The following is a 15763-nucleotide window of genomic DNA, read 5'->3' on the forward strand; positions in this document are numbered from 1 at the left end:
TGCATGAGCTCAAAGCCCTTGTTGATGTCTTCGAGCGGCATGGTGTGGGTGATCATCGGATCGATCTGGATCTTGCCCTCCATGTACCAGTCGACGATCTTCGGAACATCGGTACGGCCACGCGCGCCGCCGAAGGCCGTGCCCATCCACGAGCGGCCCGTCACCAGCTGGAATGGACGCGTCGAAATCTCCTGGCCGGCGCCGGCAACGCCGATGACCACGGACTTGCCCCAGCCGCGATGGCTTGCCTCCAGTGCCTGGCGCATCACCTTGGTGTTGCCCGTGCAGTCGAAAGTGTAGTCGGCGCCGCCGATCTGGTCGGCCCCACGCTTCGTCATGTTGACGAGATAGGGCACGATATCGTCGCCGACCTCCTTCGGATTGACGAAATGCGTCATGCCGAAGCGCTCGCCCCAGGCCTTCTTGTCATTGTTGAGATCGACGCCGATGATCATGTCGGCGCCGGCAAGCTTCAGGCCCTGGATGACGTTGAGGCCGATGCCGCCGAGACCGAAGACGATGGCGGTTGCCCCCATCTCCACCTTGGCGGTGTTGATGACGGCGCCGATGCCTGTCGTCACGCCGCAGCCGATGTAGCAGATCTTGTCGAAGGGGGCGTCGGGATTGACCTTGGCAACGGCGATCTCCGGCAGCACCGTGTAATTGGCGAAGGTCGAGCAGCCCATATAGTGATGGATCTTGTCCTTGCCGATCGAGAAGCGCGAGGTGCCGTCCGGCATCAGGCCCTGGCCCTGGGTCGAGCGGATCGCGGTGCACAGATTGGTCTTGCGGCTGAGGCAGGACGGGCATTCGCGGCATTCGGGGGTGTAGAGCGGAATGACGTGATCGCCCTTCCTGACCGAGGTTACGCCCGGACCGACATCGACGACGATGCCGGCGCCTTCATGGCCGAGGATGGCGGGGAACAGGCCTTCCGGATCGGCGCCCGACAGGGTGAAATCGTCGGTATGGCAGATGCCGGTCGCCTTGACCTCGATCAGCACTTCGCCGGCCTTCGGCCCCTCCAGCTGAACCGTCATCACCTCCAGCGGTTTGCCTGCCGCAACCGCGACTGCTGCTCTTACGTCCATGGAAAATCCTCCAAAATCAATGGTCTATTGCTGATACTTTTCTTAACTTATTAGCTGGCGGTTCTCGCCCACAAATCACGTATTTCCTGCTTCATAAGCAGGGATTCTTCCCAGCGGTCAGTGGTGTCTTCACCGTCCCTTCCGGTGATGGCATAGGGCTTCGGCCCCAGTTCGCAAGTAAAGGCAAGCGTCGCGTCTTTGTCGGCGCGCTTCCGCCAGCTTTTGAAGCCATATTCCCACCAGCCGAGGAAAAGATCGACCCAGGGTCTGTGATGCGGGAAGGAAATTTCGATCTGAACCTGTTCGCGGGAGGCAACGCGGCCATGGAAGGCCCAGGAGCTGTCCAATATCCGATGAATAAGGGCGTGGTTTTCGTCTGACACCGGCCAGGCGAATTCCCGCCCGACAAGGAAATGGGAGATATCCCCCAGCAGCCGCAGGTCCGGCAGCCGGTCGAGCAGGTCGAGCGTGAAAAAGAGATCCGTCGTCATGCGGTCGCGATGGGTCTCGATCCAGACATCGATGCCGGCCTCTTCCGCCAGCCGTTGCCAGCCTTCCAGCAGAGGAATGCAATCCTCAAGCCGTCGCGGGCGCACGTCCGGCTGCAGACAGATGTGATGGACACTATGTTCGGCGGCGATCTCGAGCACCGGCTTCAGATCGTCGATGGTCTTCGGGAAGCATTGCCCCTCCGCCTGCAAGCCATGTTGCTTGAGCAGACCCGCGATGCGGGAGACGACATTACGATCGGACCAATGGGCGCTGATGCCATCGAAGCCGGCAGCTGCGATCTTATCGATACTTTTCTCCAGGGAAAGCTCCGGATGTCTCGCACTACGTCGCTCCATGGACCAGAGCGACTGGAATATGAGCAAGTTCTGCATGCGTCCTCCCGTACCAGTGGCTTGCTCAGATCATGAATCCGAGGGCTTTGCCAGTCAGCTCGGTGATGGGTTTTGATCATGGGTGCGTTTCATTGCAAAGCGGATGTATCCGCCTTGTCGGGAGCCCTCGGAATGATGGTTTTTCATCAAAATACTCCCGGACGCCGATCGGCTCCATCGGTAACTCTTTCCAAGCGGTCAGGTGGGCCGCTGTTTCCTGGGAGGAGAACATGCTGAAATTTTTGAGTGCAAGCGCGCTTGCGCTGGTACTGTCATCGCAGGCCTATGCCGCCGATCGTATCGGCGTTTCGATGGGCTACCTGACGACCAATTTCCAGACCCTCATCGCCAACGGCATGCAGGACTACGCCAAGACCAAGGGCCTCGACCTGCAGGTTGTCGACGCCGCGAACGACGTCAACAAGCAGCTCGACCAGGTGCGTAACTTCGCGGCCGGTGGCGTCTCGGCCATCATCGTCGATCCGGTGGATTCGGACGGCACACCGGCGATCAACAAGATTGCCGAGGATGCCGGCATTCCGCTGATCTACGTCAATATACAGCCGACCGATCTCTCCACGCTCGGCAAGAAGCAGGCCTTCGTCGGCTCGAATGAAACCGAATCCGGCACGCTGCAGACGAAGGAAGTCTGTCGCATGCTCGGCGGCAAGGGCAATGTCGTCGTCATGGTCGGCGATCTCAGCAGCCAGGCGGCACGCCAGCGGACGCAGGATGTTCACGATGTGCTCAAGACCGGCGATTGCAGCGGCATCAAGGTGGTGCGCGAGCAGGTCGGCAACTGGAGCCGCGTCGACGGCGCCGATCTGGTTTCGAACTGGCTGACGTCAGGCCTTTCATTCGATGCTGTCATCGCCAACAATGATGAGATGGCGCTCGGCGCAATCTCGGCGATCAAGAATTCCGGCGGCTCTACGGATAAGACGATCGTTGCGGGCATCGATGCAACGCCGGATGCGCTGCAGGCGATGAAGTCGGGCGACCTCAAGGTCACCGTCTTCCAGGATGCCAAAGCACAGGGCCGCGGCGCCGTCGATACGGCGATCAAGGCCATCAAGGGCGAGCCGATCGACCGGGAGGTCTGGATCCCCTTCAAGCTGGTGACGAAAGACAACATGGTCCAGTTCGAGAGCCTCAACTAAGCAGACGAGAGCCGGCAGCGAGGAGCACTGCTGCCGGTACACGGGAAGGGCACGACCGGCCTCCCCTTCCCGCTTTGGATTATGCGCCAGCGAACTTCCCGCCGTCGTGAGCAAATTTCATCAAATCAATGCTGTCGTTTCCGGCCGGCACCGCTGACACTGACTGCATCGTTTCATTCACTGGGAGGCACATCATGGACGACACGCTCTACGGCACGCGTGACAAGCGCGGCGACTGGAAACCCAACAAGCTCTTGCAATATCCGCCTGTTTTCATCTGGCCGGCGAAACCGCTGGCGTTCCTGAAATGGTTCTTCGGCTATCCCGGCTACCTGATGCCCTGGAATGTCGTCTATGCCGTCGTCGCAACGTTGCTATGGCTCTACGCGACGCCCTCGATGGACACGATGAAGACGCTGGCGCCGGGCTGGATCGCCTATCTTCTCCTGCGCAACGCCGCGCTGGTCTTCCTGTTCTTCGGCGCCTTTCACCTGCGCCTCTACATGCAGAAGAAGCAGGGCACGAGCTTCAAATACAATAGCAAGTGGCCATCGAAGGATAATTCCGCGTTTCTCTTCAGCAATCAGACCGTCGACAATGTGATCTGGACCTTTGCAAGCGCCGTACCTCTATGGGCAGCCTTCGAGGTGTTGACACTATGGGCCTTTGCGAACGGCATCATTCCCTATGTCGACTTTGCCGAGCACCCGATCTATTGCGCCATCATCATGCTGCTGATCCCGGCGTTCCGTGATCTGCATTTCTATCTGGTGCACCGCCTGATCCACTGGCCGCCGCTCTATCATGCGGTCCACAAGCTGCATCACAACAACGTCAATCCCGGTCCCTGGTCCGGCCTCGCCATGCACCCGGTCGAGCATCTCCTGTATTTCTCCGGCGTTCTCATCCATTGGATCGTGCCGTCCAATCCGATCCACGCGCTGTTCCATCTGACACATGCCGCTCTCGCGCCGGCGCCAGGCCATGCCGGTTTCGACAAGATCGTGATCGGCGAGGAAGCCGGGATCGATACCCATGCTTATGACCACTATCTCCATCACAAATTCTTCGAGTGCAATTATGCCGATGGCGTGATCCCGCTCGATCAGTGGTTCGGCACCTTTCACGACGGCTCGAAAGAGGCCGAGGACCGCATGAACAAGCGCTTCATGGAGCGCGCCAAGAAATACGCCGAAAAGCAGGCTCGCCGCTCCGGTACGCCAAGCTAGCAAAGAGCCGAAGCCTGGCTGGGTTCTTCCAGCCAGGACAATGATCTCAAAGACTTGCCAAAGGCGCTATGTGCTCCATATGCGTGTATTGAGCTCTCCCCCGCCACCGGTTCAATCGGCCGTTGATGGCGGGAAATGCCGGAGCCTGCGGCCCTCCTTCCGCAGGCTCCGGCCTTGTCACCTACTGGTGACTGGATGCTGGGCCAATATTCTCCGTCGTATAGGTCAGGAACGGAACCGGCTCTTGGCTAACGGGCACGTCGATAATCCCCATTCGCGATAATATCGTATCCAGTGCGCGCCTCGCCTGGGTTTCTGGCGCCTGATCGAGAACGAGTGTCATCAGCCCCGAGGCGATGAAGCGGCGCGTTTCGTCGTTGAGCTCATGCGCTATCCAGATGCAATCCCTTCTCTGCCGCTCCTGAAAGCGCTGCAGCACCGAGCCGACGCCGAGGTTGGCACCGCCGGCGTTGTAGATGCCGACAATATCCGGACAGCGCCGCAGTGCCTGCGTCATTACTTCCGCGGATTTCACGTCGTCATCCCAGCCGAATACAACCTCCGAAAACTGCAGTGCCGAACCATGCTGAGAACCGAGATAATCGGAGAAGCCGCGAATGCGCTCTCGGTGAATCTGATAGGCCCAGCTATGACAGACGGCCACGATGCTTCCCGCCGCGTGCCGGAGCATCCGCGACATGTAGAAGCCGGCGGTTCGTCCCGCGGCATAGTTGTCGATCCCTACGAACACGTCGTCCCTTCCCGTGAGATACGAAACGATCTGGACGACTTCGACGCCGGCGGCACGCGCCTTCCGCAAGCTCTCCCGGATTGCCGGATGATCGACTGCGGCAACGATCAGGCCATGCCGGCGAATGCTGCTATTGGCTACATGCGCAGCGAACTTCTCCGGCTCGCTCTCTTCGACAAAGGTCCGGTGGACCGTGATCGAGCTGTCCAGCGAAGCAGCGATTCGCTCGAAGGCACGGTTGAGCCGGCTGAAGAACGGCGACTCCGGCCTGACCAGGATGACTTCGATGCGGATCGTGCCGCGATAAAGACTTGGGATGATCCCTTTGTAGCCCAGCCGCTTGGCGGCCAGCACAACCTTCTCCGCCGTCTGCGGCCTGACGCTGCCGCGTTCGTTGAGAACGCGTTCAACGGTCGCAAGGCCGACACCAGCGGCGGCGGCGATGTCCACGAGACGTGCCTTCTTCATTCCGCTCCTCCCTGATGAAAAATGATCATAATCGGCGTGGAATGTGAAGGGTCATTTCGCGCATGCTTGGAACCAGTCGGAGGAAAAAAGCGATGCGCGATCAAAGCGCAACGTCGAACTGCTCCCAAGATTGGACGATACCTTTCACGCCTTGCGGCGATTGCAATGAGGAGGAAGAAATGACGAACTGGGTTGATGCCTGTGCTGCCGATGAAATCGATCAGGAGGATGTTGTTCGCTTCGATCACGCCGGGCGAACCTTTGCGATCTATCGTAGCCCCGATGACGAATATTTCGCCACGGATGGGCTTTGCACCCATGAGAAAATCCATCTGGCCGATGGGCTCGTGATGGATGACACGATCGAGTGTCCGAAGCACAATGGCCGCTTCAGCTACAAGACGGGCGAAGCGCGAGGCGCTCCGGTCTGCATCAATCTGAAAACCTATCCGGTCAAAGTGGAAGGCGATCGCATCCTGATCGGGCTCGGCGCATGAGCAGCGATATGGGCATCATCATCGTCGGTGCCGGCGAATGCGGCGCGCGCGCCGCCTTGAGCCTCAGGGAGAATGGTTATCGGCACGTGATCACCCTTATCGGCGACGAGGTCCATCTCCCCTATGAGCGGCCTCCCCTTTCCAAACAGATTTTGCTCGATGCGACAGAGCCAAAGCTGCCCGCTATCCTCAGCGATATCGTACTGGCCGAGCATGCAATCCGTCATATCGGCGGCGCCTCGGCCGATGCCATCGACACGTCGGGAAAGCATCTGCTCCTCTCCGATGGCCGGGCGTTGCCTTACGACAAACTGCTGCTGGCGACCGGCGCGGCACCAAGGCGACTGCCGAATGCGCCTGTCAGCAGCCGCATAGTCTATCTGCGGACGATCGACGATGCGCTTGCGCTCCGTTCCCTCGTCCGAGCCAATATGCATGTGGCAGTGCTTGGGGGTGGTTTCATCGGCCTGGAGGTCGCCGCATCGGCGCGCGGCCGCGGAGCGAGGGTTACGGTTATCGAGTCCCAGGAGCGTATCCTCAAGCGCGGTGTCCCCGAACCGATCGCCGAAACAATCACTGCCCTGCACCAAGGCAATGGCGTCGTCGTAAAATGTGGTGTGGCGGTTCTCGGGCTCGAAGCGGATGAGCAGCGTGTCGATATTTCTCTTTCCGATGGAGATGCGATTTCGGCCGATGTGCTCGTCGTCGGGATCGGCGCGCAGCCACGTACCGAGCTTGCTGCTCGGGCCGGCATCGCGATCGACAACGGCATTGCGGCCAATGAGCGCCTGGAAACATCGGAGCGCGATATCTATGCCGCCGGCGACTGCTGTTCGTTTCCGCATCCACTCTATGGCGGGCGCCGGCTGCGTCTTGAAGCCTGGCGCAATGCGCAGGATCAGGGCATTCTCGCCGCCGCAAATTTGACTGGTGCGGCTCGCAGCTATCAGACAGTTCCCTATTTCTGGTCCGACCAGTTCGATCATACGCTGCAGATCGTCGGCCTTGCCGATGAAGGCCGCACGGTCGTTCGCAGAGACCTCGGGGACGGCGCTTTCATCCTGTTTCATCTCGACGACCAGCAGCGGCTGGTCGCCGCAAGTGGCGTCGGCCCCGGCAATAAGGTCGCCAAGGATATCAAACTCAGCGAGCTACTGATTGCCGGACGCATCACGCCATCGACCGAGGCGCTGGCTGGTAACGCGAACCTGAAATCCCTGCTGCCTCGAGCGGCCTGACAGGCCATCAAGATACGTTCGTCTTGCGTCTTCAATCACGACAGCCTGCCGGCATTATCGGCAGGCTGCAGCGGCGCATTCATGAGCAGATGCCATAAGTGCTTGCGGTATTCAGGTGCTAATCCGGAATCCGGATCGTCCTACATTCCTCCTGCAGTTCCCTAAGACTTAGCCGCAGCGGCAATTCGTCCGTCTCGTTACGAGATCCGATGTGGATATCTGCCTTGCTCCGCAAAGACGTCGTGCCGGAGCCGAAAGCCCCAAGAGTGACGTCGCAGGCAAAGACAGACCCAAGAAAGGATAGCCATGGAACGCACTCTCCCCATAGCAAGCTTTATCCTTGCAGTGCTTCTCCTATGCGGACAAGCGCAGAGCATGGAGCTTAGTCCGGCGGGCAGCCGCCTGGCGGTAAAAGGCCAGACGGAGACTTTTACCGGCTCGGTAACCGTCAGCCCCTTGTTTGTTGCCAATGACAACCTTCCGGCCGTGGGAGGCGAGGTAACATTCGAGCCTGGAGCCCGTTCGGCCTGGCATACGCATCCGGGCGGCCAGACATTGATCGTCACGTCCGGAGCCGGCTGGATACAGGAAGAGGGCAGCGAGAAACGCAGCATAAAACCCGGTGACGTGATCTGGACGCCTCCCAATGTGAAGCATTGGCACGGCGCCACGGCGACGACCGAGATGCGCCATATCGCCATCACCGGCTTGCGCGACGGCAGGAATGTCGAGTGGCTGGAGAAGGTCCCAGACGAGGACTATCTCAAGTAACCCCCACAACGACGGCCGTATTTCATCAAACTGGCCGATCCGGCTGTTCTTACATCCGGCCCGGCAATTTCCGACGAGCACAGGAATCGATCGATGCCCCATATAGTTTTGAAAATGGCAGCGGGAAGAACCGAAGCAATGAAGCATGCCGTGGCTGAAAATCTGACCAAGGCTGTCATCGAAACGCTCGGCGTTGACGAGAGTTCGGTATCGGTCGCGATCGAGGAAGTGGCGATGTCCGATTGGGCCGGGAAGGTCTATGTCCCCGATATCCAGGGCAAATCCGACACGATCTATAAAAAGCCGGGCTATGATCCGTTTCGGTAGCGGCAGCTCAATCGGGTGTGGCGGAGAGGCGCAGACTACCATCTGCATTGATAGTCACGTTCACGCGATCATAATCCTCAATACTAGGATGCCGGGTGGATAATGGCGTCCGATGGGTCGCGCTGATCACAAGCACGGAAGCGCCCGAGGCTTCCGCTGCCTCTATTCCCGCTGGTGCATCTTCAAAAATAAGACATTCTTCAATGGGTTGTGACAACATCCTTGCAGCCAGCATGAAGCAATCCGGCGCCGGCTTGCCGTTCTGCACATCCTCGCCGGCGATCAGGACCTCCGGCCAGGGAATACCAGCTGCCGCAATGCGGACCTTGGCGAGCTCACGTGGGGCGGAGGTGACGATCGCCCAGCGATCCGACGGCAGGCTTTTCAGAAAGCCGATAGCGCCGACGATCGGTTCGACGCCGGCAACATCATCGATTTCGGCCTGTGTGAGTAGCCTCACCTCTTCGGCAGGGTCGATCCCTGACAGGCCGAGGCGGGTGATCGTCTCGATCGCCTTGCGACCATGAACGGTGGCCAGCAAGGCGATAGCATCGACGCCACGTTTTTCCGCCCACGCGGTCCAGACCCGTTCGGCGACCGCAATCGAATTCAGGACTGTTCCATCCATGTCGAACAGGAAGGCGCCGAAGGAGCGGTCGTCTAAAGGCATCAGGATCGATCCTCGGCTTTCTGGTTGGATGACAGGCGATCGAGGATGGCCTGTGCGGTATTGGCATCGGTGACCAAAGCATTGATCATTCCGGATCGAGCCGCACCGATGATGCCGCTTGCCTTGCCCGGAGTCGCGGCAACGGCGATGCAGAGCGGCACCTTGCGCAATTGCGCGGGAGAGGCTGCGATCATCCCCTCCTCTCCATCCCAGTGCAGGATTTCGCCGGCCTCGGTGACGTAGTGGCGCAGTACATCTCCGGCTGCATGGCTCAGCGCCTTTTCGCCCGGCAACGCTGTTTCCGAAGGGTTGGCCGCATGTGTCAGCCCGACGCCGACGATTGCCGCGTCCAACCTGTCCCAGAGAGACGTCACCTGCTGGACTGTGGGATCTCCGAGAAATGCATCCCGGAGCTCGGTCGAAGAAATATAGGGCGCATGCAGGAAATGCGGTACGCCGCCCATCTGGGCTGCTGCCTGACGCACGAATTCATTGATCTGGAAGTGAGGTGCTGCATGCTGCATGCCGCCGTTCAGCGCGACCGTGACGATGCCAGGCAATTGCGGCAGACCAGCCAATGTCACCTCGCGCACCGCCCGCCCCCAACCGATGCCGAGCGTCGAACCCGAGCGCAGGCCCGCCTGCTGCAGAAGCATGCCGACTGGTGCGGCAAGCGCGCTCAGCACGTTCGATGACGGCGTATCGATTACGGCAGCGGTGCGCAGCTTCAGGCCGTCGATCAGTGCGGCACTCAGGTCCTCGGCAGGTGAAAGATCGATCACTTCGATCCGGACGATCCCGACTGCCCGGGCTCGCTGCAGCAACCGCGAAACCGTCGCCGTCGACAGGCCGAGCTTCCTGGCAATATCCACCTGCGACATATCGGATTGGTAGTGCAGTTTGGCGACCGTGTGCAGCAATGCGCGATTTGCCGCAGCCTCCTGCGATTGAGACGAATTCAGGTTGAAATTCCTTTCTGCAATGTGTTACACATACAGCACTTGAGGAGTTATCGCTTAAAAAGCCCGGTTTCGCAATGTTTATACCGCGCATGAGAGTCCTCAATTTCAAGAGCATTGCCTTCATCGAGGAGTGAAGAAGGCGTGCCCGTATGGGTGCCGTTTCGCAACGGCTGGAGGAAGGATCACATGACGAAATTGACGACAGCGGAGATGCGCGGCTACCAGCAGATTTGCGGCAGCGACGGTGCCATGATGGTGATTGCCTGCGACCAGCGCGGCGGCATGCGCAGCCTTCTGGCGAAGGACCCGGCCGAGCAGGCAGCGATCTCCGACAAGGTGCTGGGGGACACCAAGGCCGATATTGCCCGCTTCCTCGCGAGCAAGGCGTCCTGTGTTCTCGTCGATCCGATCTGCGCCGTGCCGGCACTGGTCGATGATCGCGTCCTTCAGCGCGATACCGCGCTACTGATCGGCCTCGATGCTTCCGGCTGGGATACATCGCCGGAAGGCTATCGTCTGTCGAAGCTGGTTCCCGGCGTTTCCGCGCGCCGCGTGCGCCAGCTGGGGGCGACTGGCGGCAAGATCATGGTCTATCTGCGCTCGGATCGGGATGCGGCGAATACCCACAATATTCAGATCCTGAAGCAGTGCATCGAAGACTTCGCACATGAAGATCTTCTGCTGGTCGTTGAATTCCTGACTTACAAGTTCGAAGACGAGGATGAGGGCGACTACAAGGCGAAGCTGCCGTCTCTGATCGTCGGCGGCAGCAAGATCTGCCTCGATCTCGGCGCGAAAGTCTTGAAAATTCCTTATCCGGGCTCATCGGAAGCCTGCGCCGAAGTCACGCGCCTTTCGGGTGACGTGCCCTGGGCGGTGCTATCGGCCGGCGTCGACCACGCAACCTTCCTCACCCAGGTCGAGGATGCCATGCGCAACGGCGCTTCGGGCGTCATCGCCGGCCGCTCGCTGTGGAAAGACTGCATCTCGCTCGATCGTTCGGTAACGAAGGATCGGCTGGAGTCAGTCGCAGTGCCAAGACTTCGTGAAATCCAGGCCGTCATCGCGACGCACTTCAAGGGCACGAGCTCGCACGGCGCTGATCAAAGGCAGCGCGCCCATGGCTGACATCGCCATTGGCGTCGATATTGGCGGCACGAATATTCGTGCCGCCCTCGTCTCCGCCCAGGGCGAGATCCTGGCCAAGCTGTCGGAAAGAACCCCGACCGATGCCCTGCTGGCATTGGAGCGCGTCATTGCGATGGCGCGCGCGCTCGATACTCCTGAAGTTTTGGGGATCGGTGTCGGCATACCGGGGCGGGTCGATGTCGACAGTCGTGAGATCCTGTCTGGCGGCATCCTCAATCTCTCCGGCCTCGACTTCGTAAAGCGGCTCGAGACAGCCCTGCGGAAACCTGTTGTCATCGAGAATGATTGCAGCATGGCGCTGATCGCAGAAATGCGGATCGGCGGCGCCAAGGGCTATCAAAACGTTGCGATGTTGACGATCGGCACGGGCATTGGCGGCGCGGTCGCCCATGCAGGGCGCATCTATCACGGGCATAAGGCGGCTGGGCAGCTCGGCCATATTTGTGTATCGCAGGATGGCCCGCCCTGCCCTTGCGGCAGACGCGGCTGCGTCGAAACCTTCAGCTCCGGAACCGCTTTGCGCAGGCACATCGCCGAATCCGGATTATCCGTCACGACAATTCGTGAAATCTTCGAGATGGCAGCGGAAGGAAACGACACGGCAGTCCGTGTGCTGCGCCAATGGGCAACACCCTTGCGTGCCGCACTCGACAATATCGCAGCGACCATGGATCCGGAGATTATCCTGCTCGGCGGCGGGCTTGGCTGTGATGCCGCACGGGCTCTTGCCGACTTGCCGGCAGCCGCTCCCTGGTTCTGCCCCGCCATATTGCCGGCGAAGCTTGCGGACGATGCCGGCGTGATCGGCGCCGGACTTTCGATTCTCGGCGCTGATGCCGTGCCGCAAGGAAAGCGGGTTGTCATGGTCAACGGCGTGCCGGCTTCCGGCAAAAGCCGGCTAGCCAAGGCTTTGTCGCTACGGACCGGCTGGCCGATCCTGTCTCTCGACAGCATCAAGAATCCGTTCCTGCAGCATATCGGTCCCGTCGACCGCGACTTCAATCGGACGCTGGGAAAGGCAAGCTACCAGGCGATCTGGTCCTTTATCGCGGAGGCGCCGACGGGCTCGACCTTCATTGTCGATGCATGGTTCGGCTTTCAGCCAAAAGCTCAACTCGAGAGTTATCTCAATACTGCTCAGATAGACCATGTCGCGGAGCTCTGGTGCAAGGTGCCTGGGGCGGTTGCCGGCGAACGCTATGCCAGCCGGTTGAAGGACCGATTACCTGGGCATCCGGGTGCCGAATATGTGCCGGAGCTGATAGCGCTTGCCGATCGGGCCGAGCCCATGGGGTGTGGTGCGGTGATGACGGTCGACCAGACGCAGGAACCGGATATGGGGGCTATCATGGCGTGGCTTTCAAAGGTCTTCGAGCGCGAATGATCGGCGCCGCCGTCCAGGCAGACGGCATAAATGCGAAATAATCCTGAACCGTCGTGCGACGCTATGTCCCCGACGGATGACGGCATCATGTGCATTGCAGAATTGTGTAGCCATATCAACAAGATGACGGAAATTCATTACAGAAAAAAATTACTTGACGCGCCGGGGTAACCCACTGATTATCGCTTTGCCGGACAGGGGAGGTTCGGCTTCAAGAGGAGGAAAATTATGGAGCGCCGCTCATTTCTCAAGGCTACGGCTGTGGCATCGCTCGCTACCGGTGTTGCGGCAGTTGCCGGCAGCACCAAAGCCGCAGACAAGAAGTTTACGATTGCCCTCATTCCAGGTCTGACGACCGATGCTTTCTACATCACCATGCGCAAGGGTGCCGAAGCGGCAGCCAAAGCTGTCGGTGCCGAGCTCGTTTTTCAGGGCGGCCCCGATTTCAATCCGGTAACCCAGGTTCCGGTTCTTGATGCGGTGATCGCCAAGAAGCCCGATTTCATTCTGATCGCGCCGACCGACAAGGATCAGCTCATCCAGCCTCTGAAGAAGGCTGCTGATGCCGGCATCCCGATCATCACCGTCGATACCTTTATCGGTACCGGCGTCTACCAGACCGGCAAAGGCGATGCGGACTTCCCGTTGGCCTATATCGCTTCCGACAACCTGCTCGGCGGCGCGATTGCCGCGCGCGCACTGGCAAAGGCCGTCGGCGAAAAGGGCAAGGTCTACGTTTCCAACGTCAAGCCCGGTGTGTCGACTACCGACCAGCGCGAGCAGGGCTTCAAGGAGGAAATGAAGAAGTATCCGAACATCACCGTTCTGGAGACGCAGTATAACGACGACGATGCCAACAAGGCAGCATCGCAGCTGCAGGCCGTCTTCGCGCGCAACTCCGATCTCGACGGCGTTTTCGGGGCCAATCTGTTCTCCGCTCTTGGTGCTGCCAACGGCGTGCAGCAGGCCGGCCAGACGGGCAAGATCCGCGTGGTCGCTTTCGATGCGCCGACGTCTATCGTCGACAACATCAATTCCGGCCTCGTCGATCTGGCGATCGCGCAGCATCCGGCCGAGATCGGCTATTTCGGTGTGATGGCCGCTTATGCGCACCTCACCGGCAATTCGATCCCGACAGCGATCGGCACCGGCTTCACGGTCATCGACAAGTCGAACGTAGCCGACAAGAAGATCGCGAAGTTCATCTACTCCGATTGATGCGGAGATAGTCTGTGCCTCGCCCATCGGCGAGGCACATTATCCAACGATGATAGAGCGACGGCGCCTAACCTTCGCGCCTCCAACGCTCCAGTTTGGACCGATCCATGACAATCGACAATGCAGAGGTCCGCAAGGCGGATCAGCACGTGGCGCCGCAGGCAGACCACGGCGACCAGGCAAAAACACTTCTTAATCGCATCGCGCAATTGCGTGCATGGCTCTTTCTTGCCGCGCTTATCGTGACTTTCGAGATCTGGGCGCGGATCGACTTTGGCGGCACGTTCGTCGGCTCGAGCTTTAATTGGCAGTCCGTTGCGATCTTCGCGGTGGCACCGTTGCTGCTGGCGATCGGGCAGACTTTCGTCATCATCTCGGGCGGTATCGATCTGTCGACCGGCTTCATCATGGGGCTTGCGGCCGTCGTCGCCGCGCATATCGCCAACATCGCCGGCCTTTACATGCCTCTGCCCGTGGCAATGGTCTTCGGCATCCTCGTCGCCATGCTGGCGGCTGCAGTTCCCGGCCTCATCAATGGTCTCCTGATCTCCCGTCTCAAGGTTCCGCCGTTCATCGGCACGCTCGGCATGTTCGGCGTGGCGCGTGGCACGGCCTTCCTGCTCGCCGGCGGCACGACCGTGCCGGTCAAGAATTCCTATTTTGCCGAGCTCGGCAACGGACGGTTCTATGGCGTGCCCTATCTCGTCATCGTCACGCTCGTCTTCGTGCTGATCATGCATTATTTGCTGAGCCAGACCCGCTTCGGCCAGCATAATTATGCCATCGGAGCCAATGCCCAGGCGGCGCGGCGCGCCGGCATCAACATCAAGTCCCATCTGCTGCGGCTCTATATTCTTTCAGCCGTCTGTGCGGGCCTGGGCGGAGCGCTTTATGCGGCCCGTTTCACCGCGGGTGCTGCACAGGCGGGCGAACCGCTGCTGCTTGACAGCGTGGCGGCCGTCGTCATCGGCGGCGCCAGCCTTTTCGGCGGTTCCGGTACGATCATCGGCACCATCGCTGGCGCTCTTGTCATCGCCGTCATCCAGTATGGCCTCGTCTTCATGAATGTGGAGCCGTTCTGGCAGTTCATCGCCGTCGGCGTCGTCATCATCATTTCGGTGCTCATCGACCAGGCGCAACGTCGGTTCAGCGGAGCAAAACAGGATGAATAACGTCACTCCCCTCCTCGAGGTCCGCAATCTCTCGCGTTATTTCGGCGCGGTGCGTGCACTGGACAATTGCTCCATGGTCGTACGGCCCGGCGAAGTCGTGGCTCTCGCCGGTGACAACGGCGCCGGCAAGACGACGATGATCAAGGCGATCTCCGGAGTCTATCCGCCGACCGCGGGCGAAATCCTGATCGAAGGCAAGCCTGTCACCTTCTCCTCGCCGCAGGATGCGCGTGAAAAGGGCATAGAGACGATCTACCAGGATCTCGCTCTCGCCGACAATCTGCCGATCGGCGCCAATATCTTCCTCGGCCGCGAGCCGATGAAGAAACTTTTCGGCTTCCTGCCGGTGCTGGACCGCAAAGCCATGGCGGAAGCGGCGCGCAAGACGATGGCGGAGCTGGATTTCCATGTGAAGAGGCTCGATGCACCCGTCAGCAACTTTTCCGGCGGTCAGCGCCAGGCCGTTGCGATCGGGCGTGCCGTCTATTGGAATGCCCGCATCCTCGTCATGGACGAGCCGACGGCTGCACTCGGCGTACCGGAACAGCGCAAGGTCGTGGCTCTGATCAAGTCACTGAAGGCGCAGGGGCGCGGCGTCATCTTCATCTCGCACAATCTGCAGGATATTTTCGCGGTCTCCGACCGCATCGTCGTCCTGCGCCGCGGGATCGTTGCCGGCGAGCGCAATATCGCCGACACCAATCACGAGGAAGTCGTGAGGCTTATGATCGGCGGCTAACCCGTCACCAAACCGACCTCGGTTCAAAACAAAGTGATAGCGATAACCTGTCA

The 15763-nt window shown here is 59.9% G+C and carries 16 protein-coding genes; 11 read left to right on the forward strand and 5 right to left on the reverse strand.

The features are described 5' to 3' along the window. On the reverse strand, window positions 1-1091 hold a 1091-nt coding region (locus tag GA0061103_RS00005), incomplete at its 3' end, for an S-(hydroxymethyl)glutathione dehydrogenase/class III alcohol dehydrogenase (RefSeq protein WP_092705913.1). Between the two features lie 50 nt (window positions 1092-1141). Then, entirely contained in the window at window positions 1142-1975 is an 834-nt protein-coding gene (locus tag GA0061103_RS00010) for a sugar phosphate isomerase/epimerase family protein (protein WP_092705915.1), read from the reverse strand. Window positions 1976-2205: 230 nt separating this feature from the next. On the opposite strand from GA0061103_RS00010, the gene GA0061103_RS00015 reads away from it, so the two are divergent. Further along, complete coding sequence (locus GA0061103_RS00015) at window positions 2206-3135, forward strand: sugar ABC transporter substrate-binding protein (RefSeq protein WP_092705917.1); 930 nt, start codon at window positions 2206-2208, stop codon at window positions 3133-3135. 194 nt (window positions 3136-3329) lie between these two features. Further along, on the forward strand, window positions 3330-4364 hold the full coding sequence (locus tag GA0061103_RS00020) for a sterol desaturase family protein (protein ID WP_092705919.1): 1035 nt from the start codon (window positions 3330-3332) through the stop codon (window positions 4362-4364). A 181-nt stretch (window positions 4365-4545) separates the two neighbouring features. Here the strand turns inward: GA0061103_RS00020 and GA0061103_RS00025 are convergent, their stop codons facing one another. Continuing rightward, window positions 4546-5583, reverse strand: a complete 1038-nt coding sequence (locus GA0061103_RS00025; protein WP_092705921.1) for a LacI family DNA-binding transcriptional regulator — start codon at window positions 5581-5583, stop codon at window positions 4546-4548. A 179-nt stretch (window positions 5584-5762) separates the two neighbouring features. On the opposite strand from GA0061103_RS00025, the gene GA0061103_RS00030 reads away from it, so the two are divergent. The 4 genes from GA0061103_RS00030 to GA0061103_RS00045 all read left to right on the forward strand — a co-directional run bounded on the left by GA0061103_RS00030 (window position 5763) and on the right by GA0061103_RS00045 (window position 8416). Further along, window positions 5763-6080, forward strand: a complete 318-nt coding sequence (locus tag GA0061103_RS00030) for a MocE family 2Fe-2S type ferredoxin (RefSeq protein WP_092708412.1) — start codon at window positions 5763-5765, stop codon at window positions 6078-6080. Beyond that, the gene (locus tag GA0061103_RS00035; RefSeq protein WP_092705923.1) at window positions 6077-7318 is read left to right on the forward strand and encodes an NAD(P)/FAD-dependent oxidoreductase; all 1242 of its coding nucleotides are present in this window, start codon (window positions 6077-6079) and stop codon (window positions 7316-7318) included. Before GA0061103_RS00030 ends, GA0061103_RS00035 begins: the two co-directional genes overlap by 4 nt. A gap of 306 nt (window positions 7319-7624) precedes the next feature. After that, a complete protein-coding gene (locus tag GA0061103_RS00040) occupies window positions 7625-8089 on the forward strand; it encodes a (R)-mandelonitrile lyase (RefSeq protein ID WP_245304612.1) in 465 nt (154 codons plus the stop codon). A 93-nt stretch (window positions 8090-8182) separates the two neighbouring features. After that, window positions 8183-8416, forward strand: coding sequence for a tautomerase family protein (locus GA0061103_RS00045; RefSeq protein WP_092705927.1), 234 nt, complete (start codon window positions 8183-8185; stop codon window positions 8414-8416). Window positions 8417-8423: 7 nt separating this feature from the next. On the opposite strand, the gene GA0061103_RS00050 is transcribed toward GA0061103_RS00045, so the two are convergent. Then, window positions 8424-9086, reverse strand: coding sequence for an HAD-IA family hydrolase (locus GA0061103_RS00050; protein ID WP_167376502.1), 663 nt, complete (start codon window positions 9084-9086; stop codon window positions 8424-8426). Continuing rightward, window positions 9086-10006 (reverse strand): sugar-binding transcriptional regulator, encoded by a 921-nt coding sequence (locus GA0061103_RS00055; RefSeq protein ID WP_141694404.1) that lies wholly within the window; start codon window positions 10004-10006, stop codon window positions 9086-9088. Before GA0061103_RS00055 ends, GA0061103_RS00050 begins: the two co-directional genes overlap by 1 nt. A 228-nt stretch (window positions 10007-10234) precedes the next feature. Between GA0061103_RS00055 and GA0061103_RS00060 the strand changes: the two genes are divergently transcribed. From GA0061103_RS00060 to GA0061103_RS00080, 5 genes are all read left to right on the forward strand, one after another. Further along, window positions 10235-11176, forward strand: a complete 942-nt coding sequence (locus GA0061103_RS00060) for a tagatose-bisphosphate aldolase (protein ID WP_092705931.1) — start codon at window positions 10235-10237, stop codon at window positions 11174-11176. Continuing rightward, entirely contained in the window at window positions 11169-12581 is a 1413-nt protein-coding gene (locus tag GA0061103_RS00065; protein WP_092705933.1) for an ROK family protein, read from the forward strand. The genes GA0061103_RS00060 and GA0061103_RS00065 overlap by 8 nt, the downstream gene beginning before the upstream one ends. Window positions 12582-12809: 228 nt before the next feature. Further along, on the forward strand, window positions 12810-13799 hold the full coding sequence (locus GA0061103_RS00070; protein WP_092705935.1) for a substrate-binding domain-containing protein: 990 nt from the start codon (window positions 12810-12812) through the stop codon (window positions 13797-13799). Between the two features lie 107 nt (window positions 13800-13906). Further along, window positions 13907-14971, forward strand: a complete 1065-nt coding sequence (locus GA0061103_RS00075; protein WP_092705937.1) for an ABC transporter permease subunit — start codon at window positions 13907-13909, stop codon at window positions 14969-14971. Further along, the gene (locus GA0061103_RS00080; protein ID WP_092705939.1) at window positions 14964-15710 is read left to right on the forward strand and encodes an ATP-binding cassette domain-containing protein; all 747 of its coding nucleotides are present in this window, start codon (window positions 14964-14966) and stop codon (window positions 15708-15710) included. Before GA0061103_RS00075 ends, GA0061103_RS00080 begins: the two co-directional genes overlap by 8 nt. Window positions 15711-15763 lie beyond the last annotated feature (53 nt).

This window comes from Martinezella multihospitum, from assembly GCF_900094585.1.
In the GTDB taxonomy this organism is placed as follows: domain Bacteria; phylum Pseudomonadota; class Alphaproteobacteria; order Rhizobiales; family Rhizobiaceae; genus Rhizobium; species Rhizobium multihospitium.

Coding starts and splice junctions, on each gene's coding strand:
- GA0061103_RS00010 (WP_092705915.1), bottom strand. CDS start 1,975: ATGCAGAACTTGCTCATATTCCAGTCGCTCTGGTCCATGGAGCGACGT.
- GA0061103_RS00015 (WP_092705917.1), top strand. CDS start 2,206: ATGCTGAAATTTTTGAGTGCAAGCGCGCTTGCGCTGGTACTGTCATCG.
- GA0061103_RS00020 (WP_092705919.1), top strand. CDS start 3,330: ATGGACGACACGCTCTACGGCACGCGTGACAAGCGCGGCGACTGGAAA.
- GA0061103_RS00025 (WP_092705921.1), bottom strand. CDS start 5,583: ATGAAGAAGGCACGTCTCGTGGACATCGCCGCCGCCGCTGGTGTCGGC.
- GA0061103_RS00030 (WP_092708412.1), top strand. CDS start 5,763: ATGACGAACTGGGTTGATGCCTGTGCTGCCGATGAAATCGATCAGGAG.
- GA0061103_RS00035 (WP_092705923.1), top strand. CDS start 6,077: ATGAGCAGCGATATGGGCATCATCATCGTCGGTGCCGGCGAATGCGGC.
- GA0061103_RS00040 (WP_245304612.1), top strand. CDS start 7,625: ATGGAACGCACTCTCCCCATAGCAAGCTTTATCCTTGCAGTGCTTCTC.
- GA0061103_RS00045 (WP_092705927.1), top strand. CDS start 8,183: ATGCCCCATATAGTTTTGAAAATGGCAGCGGGAAGAACCGAAGCAATG.
- GA0061103_RS00050 (WP_167376502.1), bottom strand. CDS start 9,086: ATGCCTTTAGACGACCGCTCCTTCGGCGCCTTCCTGTTCGACATGGAT.
- GA0061103_RS00060 (WP_092705931.1), top strand. CDS start 10,235: ATGACGAAATTGACGACAGCGGAGATGCGCGGCTACCAGCAGATTTGC.
- GA0061103_RS00065 (WP_092705933.1), top strand. CDS start 11,169: ATGGCTGACATCGCCATTGGCGTCGATATTGGCGGCACGAATATTCGT.
- GA0061103_RS00070 (WP_092705935.1), top strand. CDS start 12,810: ATGGAGCGCCGCTCATTTCTCAAGGCTACGGCTGTGGCATCGCTCGCT.
- GA0061103_RS00075 (WP_092705937.1), top strand. CDS start 13,907: ATGACAATCGACAATGCAGAGGTCCGCAAGGCGGATCAGCACGTGGCG.
- GA0061103_RS00080 (WP_092705939.1), top strand. CDS start 14,964: ATGAATAACGTCACTCCCCTCCTCGAGGTCCGCAATCTCTCGCGTTAT.